5 protein-coding genes are annotated in these 6166 nt (G+C 61.2%); all 5 read right to left on the reverse strand.

Translation table 11 applies throughout. The features are described 5' to 3' along the window. Window positions 1-474: 474 nt before the first annotated feature. Window positions 475-1896, reverse strand: coding sequence for an FAD-dependent oxidoreductase (locus AC1DWT_RS48990; RefSeq protein WP_477926040.1), 1422 nt, complete (start codon window positions 1894-1896; stop codon window positions 475-477). Next, entirely contained in the window at window positions 1896-2930 is a 1035-nt protein-coding gene (gene gshB, locus AC1DWT_RS48995) for a glutathione synthase (protein ID WP_477926041.1), read from the reverse strand. The genes AC1DWT_RS48990 and gshB overlap by 1 nt, the downstream gene beginning before the upstream one ends. Window positions 2931-3074: 144 nt before the next feature. Then, a complete protein-coding gene (gene tadD / locus AC1DWT_RS49000) occupies window positions 3075-4508 on the reverse strand; it encodes a non-phosphorylative glyceraldehyde 3-phosphate dehydrogenase TadD (RefSeq protein WP_477926042.1) in 1434 nt (477 codons plus the stop codon). Further along, a complete protein-coding gene (locus AC1DWT_RS49005) occupies window positions 4505-5206 on the reverse strand; it encodes a glutathione S-transferase family protein (RefSeq protein WP_477926043.1) in 702 nt (233 codons plus the stop codon). Before AC1DWT_RS49005 ends, tadD begins: the two co-directional genes overlap by 4 nt. Window positions 5207-5240: 34 nt before the next feature. Then, entirely contained in the window at window positions 5241-5957 is a 717-nt protein-coding gene (gene isoI / locus AC1DWT_RS49010) for an iIsoprene-epoxide--glutathione S-transferase (protein WP_477926044.1), read from the reverse strand. Window positions 5958-6166 lie beyond the last annotated feature (209 nt).

Raw genomic sequence — 6166 nt, forward strand, 5'->3', positions numbered from 1 at the left:
CGGCATGCGACACCACGCCCCGTCCGTCGGCGGAGACTTTCACCCGTGAACCCGCTGCGATACTCTTCACCTGCGAAGTGCCTTCCCGTCAGCATTATGGAACCCTAGAGAAGTCCCATTATGCCGTGCAGGACAGGCACTTTCGCTTATCTGCACACCCCGGTCCGCGCTCCCGCACGAAAAATCCAGGCTAATCGAGAAGAGTTGCATTTCAGTGTGACTCTGTCGAAGCCCTCAGCGGCGAGCGCAACAGGTCGGGTCAAGTTTGACAATGTCACGTCAACTACGGAGCACGAGTTCGTTTCTCATATGCTTGGTGTGCTCCGCAGGCGTATTGCCGAGGTTCCGTGAAGGGACGCGCGACGCCACGAGAACGCTTTTGGCGCATCGCGATGCGCGCCCCCGATCTCACAGCGGAGCGCGCCGACGACGGGGACATGCTGCGGTCCGGTCAGGTCTAGGATTGGGGTTGCTCTAGAGTCTGTCTGCCAATCTTCTTGCAGCGAGTTGAACGGCTTCCCACACCGTTGCGAATGGGGGCGCGTACGACAGATCCATGGCGGCGAGGTCGTCGACAGTCATCTGTCCCCATAGCGCTGCGGCCGCAGTGTCGATGCGTTTGGCAGAGTTCTGGCCTCCGACGATCTGTACACCCAGGAGCCGTCTACTCGTCCGGTCTGCGATGATCTTGGTGGCGATGGGTGACCGCTCCGGCATGTATCCGCTGGCGGTTCCCCCGACTGTGACGAGCGATTCGGGGCTGAATCCGGCATCAGTTGCCGCGTCGGTAGAGAGCCCGGCCCGTCCGACCTCCACGTGCACGTTTGGATTGGTGAATCTGGTTATGGCTGTCGATAACACGCCGGCAAACTGTTGTTTGCCGCCGACGACGTTGTATCCGCAGATTCTGCCTTGCTTGTTCGCGTGTGTACCTAGTGGAGCGAACGTACGAGTACCGGTGATCCTGTCGATGACCTCACAGCAATCGCCGGCAGCCCAGACGTTTTCAGCAACTGATTGGTTCTCATCCGGCAGGTATCCGCCAAACTCTCCGACTGAGATGCCGGCGGCGACTCCCAGCTCAGTGGCGGGCCGGACACCGAGTCCGAGAACAACGACTTCTGCGAGGTACGTTTCACCGTTACTCGCCGTCAGGGAGTGAACTCTTCCGTCAACACTGTGGATGCTCTCGACTGTGCACTCCGGGACAACACGAACGCCACCTTCGACGAGGGCGCTGTGCACGCGTGCGCTCATGTCCTCGTCGAGGTTACTCATCACCGAACTGCGGGTGATCAGCGTGGTCTCAAATCCTCGATCGACCATAGCTTCCGCCATCTCGACGCCGATGTACCCGGCTCCGACGACTACAGCATGCCGTGTGGTCGGTTCGGATTCGGAGTCCGGCGATTCCGCTGATAGCACGAGACTGAGCCATTGACGTGCGTCGTCGAGGTTCTTCACGGGGAGAATGCCCGGTGTCAGATCGCCGTTGCCGTCGACCGCCCATGGCGGAATGACGGGGTGCGCTCCAGTTGCGAGCACGAGTTTGTCGAAGTTGACCGTGTCGGATACGGCCGCGCTATTTTTGTATGTGACGGTGCGCGTTTCGATGTTGATGTCGGTCACCAGCGCATCGAGACGAAGGTCTACGCCCATTTCTCGGTGGCGTTCGGGCGTGCGTGCGATCAGTTCGTCTTCGGTGGCTACCGTCCCCGAGATCAGATAGGGCATTCCGCATGCCGAGTAGGAGGTGTCGCGGGTTCTTTCCAACACGACTACCTCGATCGTTCGACCATCGGCGCGTGCCGAGCGGAGCGCTTGGTGCGCGGCGCTCATACCGGCGGCGTCTGCACCGACGACGACCACGCGGTCGGTGCGATCTGGGGTGATCATCAGCGGACCTCTGCGTTCGCGCACAGTGCCGCTACCGACGATATGGTGCTCGTTGCGAGACGGGTCCCGCTGAGTGCATCTATTTCGCGAATTCCGGTGGGGCTGGTTACATTCACTTCGGTGATCCAATCTCCGATGATGTCGATTCCGACAAAATGGAGCCCGCGTTTGACGAGCTCAGGGCCGAGGGTCTTGCAGATCCTTCGATCATTCTCTGTGACTGTGTCGATCTCCACGCTCGCGCCCGTTGCCATGTTGCAGCGGAATTCGTCCCCCTCCGCAATCCGCCGGACAGCGCCGACTGGGTTTCCACCGAGAACGATGACGCGTCGGTCCCCTGCCGTGACCGCGGGGATGAACTGCTGAACAACGACGTGCGTGGTTCCACGCTCGGTTGCGGTGTCGAGGATCGAGTGCAGATTGGGGTCGCCAGGACTGAGCAACATGATCCCGCGTCCGGCCATGCCGTCCGTGGGTTTGAGGACTGCCCTACCCCACGACTGGACCGAGTCGATGATCTCGTTGTGGTCTGCGGAGATGAGCGTCGGCGGCCCGAGCTCGGGAAAGCGAAGAGCGAATAGCTTCTCGTTGGCGTCCCGCAGACCGCTGGGTGAATTGAGCACGAGCGTTCGGGCAGGGTCGACCAGGTCGAGGATGTATGTCGCCCGCAGGTAGTCGGCGTTGACGGGTGGATCCGTTCTCATGAATACGGCTGCCACGGTGTCGAGAAAGATCTGTTCGGATTCAGTCGCAACGAACCAATTCTTTCCCATCACCCACTTTCCGTCGACAAGCACTGCAGGCTGCAGCGTGACCTCGCGGGTGTGCGCGGTTGCCCGTCCTGCGGTTACACCCAGGTCGGCGATGGTAGTCACCAGGACGCGATGTCCCAGTGCCTGAGCTGCCTCCATCAGCGCCACTGTGGTGTCGTGGGCGGGTGCCAGCTCGCCGAGCGGATCGGTGATGAATACGAACGTGAACCGTGGTCCGACCCTGTCGGTATTCGCACGTAAAGGGGTGACTTGTTGCCTCATGGTCCGTCCTGTTTCTCGGCGTGTCTGCGTCCGTGCGTATGACCAACCCATGCACGGGTGTGAGGAGCTGTCGGCTCCGGCGCTTCGTGGGACGCGCTGGTCTGTTGGAATGTTGCGAGGTGCCGACAGCTCCATTCGTGCATGTCAGCGCTTGACCCGGAGCACCCTGAAGTTGGTGTATTCGAGGATCCCGTGGATGGACTGTTCGACACCCAACCCGGACTGCTTGATTCCGCCGAATGGGACATCCGATGTCAGGACTGGATGCTGATTAACCCATGCGGTTCCGGCTTCCAGGCGATTGGCTACTTCCACTGCGCGCTGCTCGTCCGTGGACCACACCGAGGCCCCCAGTCCAAGTTCGGAGTCGTTTGCGCGGGCGATCACATCATTGATATCGGTGTAGGTCAGGATCGGCAGGACCGGTCCGAACTGTTCTTCGCGTACCAGGGGGGTGGTGTCGTCGACTCCGCGCACCAACGTGACGGGGTGGAAGTAGCCGGGGCCCTCGGGGACCTCGCCGCGGAAGTAGACGTCGGCGCCGCGGTGGGCCGCGTCGTCGACGTAACCCCGCACCTTGGCGAATTGGGCGGCGTTCTGGACTGGTCCCATGTCGACCCCCTCGTCGAGCCCGTTGCCGACGGCGATCGTCTTGGCCACCTCGGCAAGTGCCTCCTCGATCGCGGACGTGAGGTGGGCGGGGACGTAGAGTCGTTTGAGGCCGGCGCAGACGGCACCGCAGTTGGACATCGCCGCCCAATAGAGGTCGTCGGCCATGGCTGCGACGTCTACGTCTTCGAGGACGATACCGGCGTCGTTGCCGCCGAGTTCGAGGGTCAGCCTCTTCAACGTCGGGCCCGCGCCGGACATGATCGACTTTCCTGCCCGCTCCGAGCCGGTGAAGGTGATCTTGTTGATCCCTGGATGGCCCGTCATCGCCCGACCCAGGTCGTCTCCGCCACTCAGTATCTGGAGAACACCCGCAGGGAGCGCCTGTTGGAGGAGTTCACCGAGCCGGAGGGTAGCTACGGGGGTCAGTGGCGACGGCTTGAGGATGATGGTGTTTCCGGTGACAAGCGCCGGGCCGATCTTCCATAGCGCCAATAACAGAGGGTAGTTCCAGGCGGTGATCGCACCGACTACACCAACTGGCTCGCGATGAATCTCGATGTACTCGTCGTCGTTGTCGCGATAGATCTCGACAGGGATGTCGGCACTCGCGTACCGACTGAGACCTCGAAGACCGGAATCGATCTCGCCGGCCGCCTTGGCTAACGGCTTTCCCTGTTCCAGCGTCACCAGCATGGCGAGTTCGTCGATATTCGCGCGAATGAGCTCGACAACGTTGACGACGATTTCCTGTCGCGCCGCGATGCCCAAGTCACGCCAGCTGGGGGCCGCACGCCGAGCGGCATCCACGGCAGCGTCGAGATGCTCGACGCCGGCGTCGGGGACTTCAGCGAAGACTTCACCGGTCGCGGGATTGATCACCCCATTGACGGCCGAGGTTGTCACGATCTGTCCATCGATGGTTAGACCGGGCGCCCGATCGGCCGCCAGGGTTGGGGAGTTGCTCATGCCGGGGATCCTTCGGGTCGGAACAGACGTTGGAACTGCTCTGCGTTGTAGACGTTCTTTCGCGCCGCTTCCTCGCGAGGGTCGGAGATCTTGACCTTCGCGGCCGGACGCGCCGCGATCCGACCCGACCACGCCTTCAGATTCGGATAGTCCGAGACAGTAATGCCGTGCCCACCAGCGACTCTGGTCCAGGTGTAGGTCGAAATGTCCGCAATCGAGTACTCGCCGGCAAGATAGTCCCGATCCCGGAGCCGCTCGTCGAGAACCTTGTACAGGCGGGCGACCTCACCGACGTATCGACTGCGCGCGTAGGGGTTGTCGATGCCCTGCTTGGGTGCATGCGAGACGAAGTGAGCGGCTTGCCCTGCCATCGGTCCGTGGTTGGCCACCTGCCAGAACAGCCAGCAGAGCGCCTCCTGACGGCCCCGGGGATCGGTGGGCAGCAACCGTCCGGTCTTCTCGGCGAGATACTGCAGAATCGCCCCTGTCTCGAAGATCGCAATCGGTTCGCCACCGGTACCATCGTGATCGACGATTGCGGGGACCTTGCCGTTCGGATTGATCTCGAGATACTCCGGCGCGAACTGGTCCCCTTCCTTGATGTCGGTCCAGATGATGCGGTATTCGAGCGAAAGCTCTTCGAGCGCAATGAGCACTTTTCGCACGTTGGGACTTGTGTAGTAGTAGAGATCAATCATCGAACGATGCTCCAACAGAGTMGATTACGGAATGTCAGATGTCGTACTTCTTGCGGATGCGGTCCAAGTACGCCATCAGGTTCGGTTTGGTCTGCACGTACCCGGCGCCCAGCCATTCCTGTGGTTGGTCGGCGATGTGCCGGATGATCGAGTACACAGTTGCGTCGATGGAACACAGCTTGCTTCCCAGAAAGAACTCGCTGTCTCCGAGGAAATCCGAGAGAGCGTCGACATCTGCACGGAAGAAGTCGACGACCACTTCAGCACTCCGTCGTCCCATCCCCTGGCCATTGAAGCCGTCGACGACCCGGACACGGAATGCGTCCAAGAATGCCCTCAGCTCTGGGGTCACTTCACCGCCGCCGACGACGCAGGGGATGTAGGTCTCCCATCCCGAATCTTCACGGTAACGCGGTTGGATGATGCCGCTCCAGTACAGATGCTCCTCGATCAAACGAGTGAACGACAGGGCCAACGCCCGGTCTTTGGCCGACAGGTCCGCGTCGAGCTTGTCGCCGTACTTGTCCTTCAGGTAGGCCAGGATTGTGTTGGAGTCGCCGACCTTGGTTCCGTCGCTGTCGACGATGTACGGGAGCTTGCCGTGGGGTGAGTCCTGGTCGAGGGTCGCCAGGTCCTGCGTCTTGTGCTCGAACTCGACACCCGTGAACGTCATGTAGTTGATGATCTTGGTGACGTAGGGACTGATGTCCGGAACGCCGAAGGCCGGCGTATATCCGTAAATGGTGATCATTGTGCTCGGCATTTCTGTTTGTGAAGTTACTTGCAGTACAGTGCGGAAGGACGCTCTACCACTGGAGGAAGGTTCCGTCCGAGTGCTGGAACCGGCCCGAGTTCTCGGGGGTGAGGTTGTCGATGTTCTTGATCAGTCCGGCGGCGGCCTGTTCCGGGGTGATGTAGGTGTGCTCGCCGGGGAAGTCCTTGGTCAGGTCGGTGGCGACC

Source organism: Rhodococcus sp. P4_B6 (assembly GCF_056402215.1).